This window comes from Bartonella vinsonii subsp. berkhoffii ATCC 51672, from assembly GCF_902825225.1.
Lineage (GTDB): Bacteria > Pseudomonadota > Alphaproteobacteria > Rhizobiales > Rhizobiaceae > Bartonella > Bartonella berkhoffii.
Window position 1 is genome coordinate 1 of the sequence record NZ_CADEAK010000102.1, and the last position, 570, is coordinate 570.

Below are 570 nucleotides of genomic sequence, written 5' to 3' on the forward strand. Positions count from 1 at the left end.
ATTACTGAGGCTGGTTATCCGAACGGTTTTAAAGCTAATCTTTTAGTTGGAAGCCTTAGTTATATGTCGTCTGTTGCACAGTCTATTCAAGCCAATGCACGTAAAATTGGTGTTGAGCTGACAATTGAAAAAATGGCACAAAATCAATTGTTGAGCCGTGTACGTGGTGGAAATTATGATACTGCTATTATGGGGTGGGGGAGTGCCGATCCTGATGGACATCCTGCCTCATTAAATCACGTGTTTAATCCTGATCCAACATTTACAAAAAAGCACAATATGTATTTGGCTTGGCGCGCTGGGTATTATGATGAAAATATTAATAACATGGTGATGGATGCTTTGTTTGAGAAAGACCCCAATAAGCGTATCATGCAATATCGTACTTTACAGCATTATGTGCTAGAGCATGGTCCTATGGTTGATTTATTTCAGACATATTATACCGTTGGTATGGGACCTGATGTCAAAAAATGGATTTGGAACAGTGATAGACTTTATTACAAGGAAGCAGAAAAATAAAAAGAAGCATGTTATAGAGAAGGATTGTAGAACATGCTTAATAAGAGG

General features: G+C 37.9%; 1 protein-coding gene. It reads left to right on the forward strand.

The window, feature by feature from the left end:
• Positions 1–522: ABC transporter substrate-binding protein (locus J7R10_RS08455; RefSeq protein ID WP_246787421.1), on the forward strand; the 522-nt coding region annotated here is incomplete at its 5' end.
• Positions 523–570: the final 48 nt, after the last annotated feature.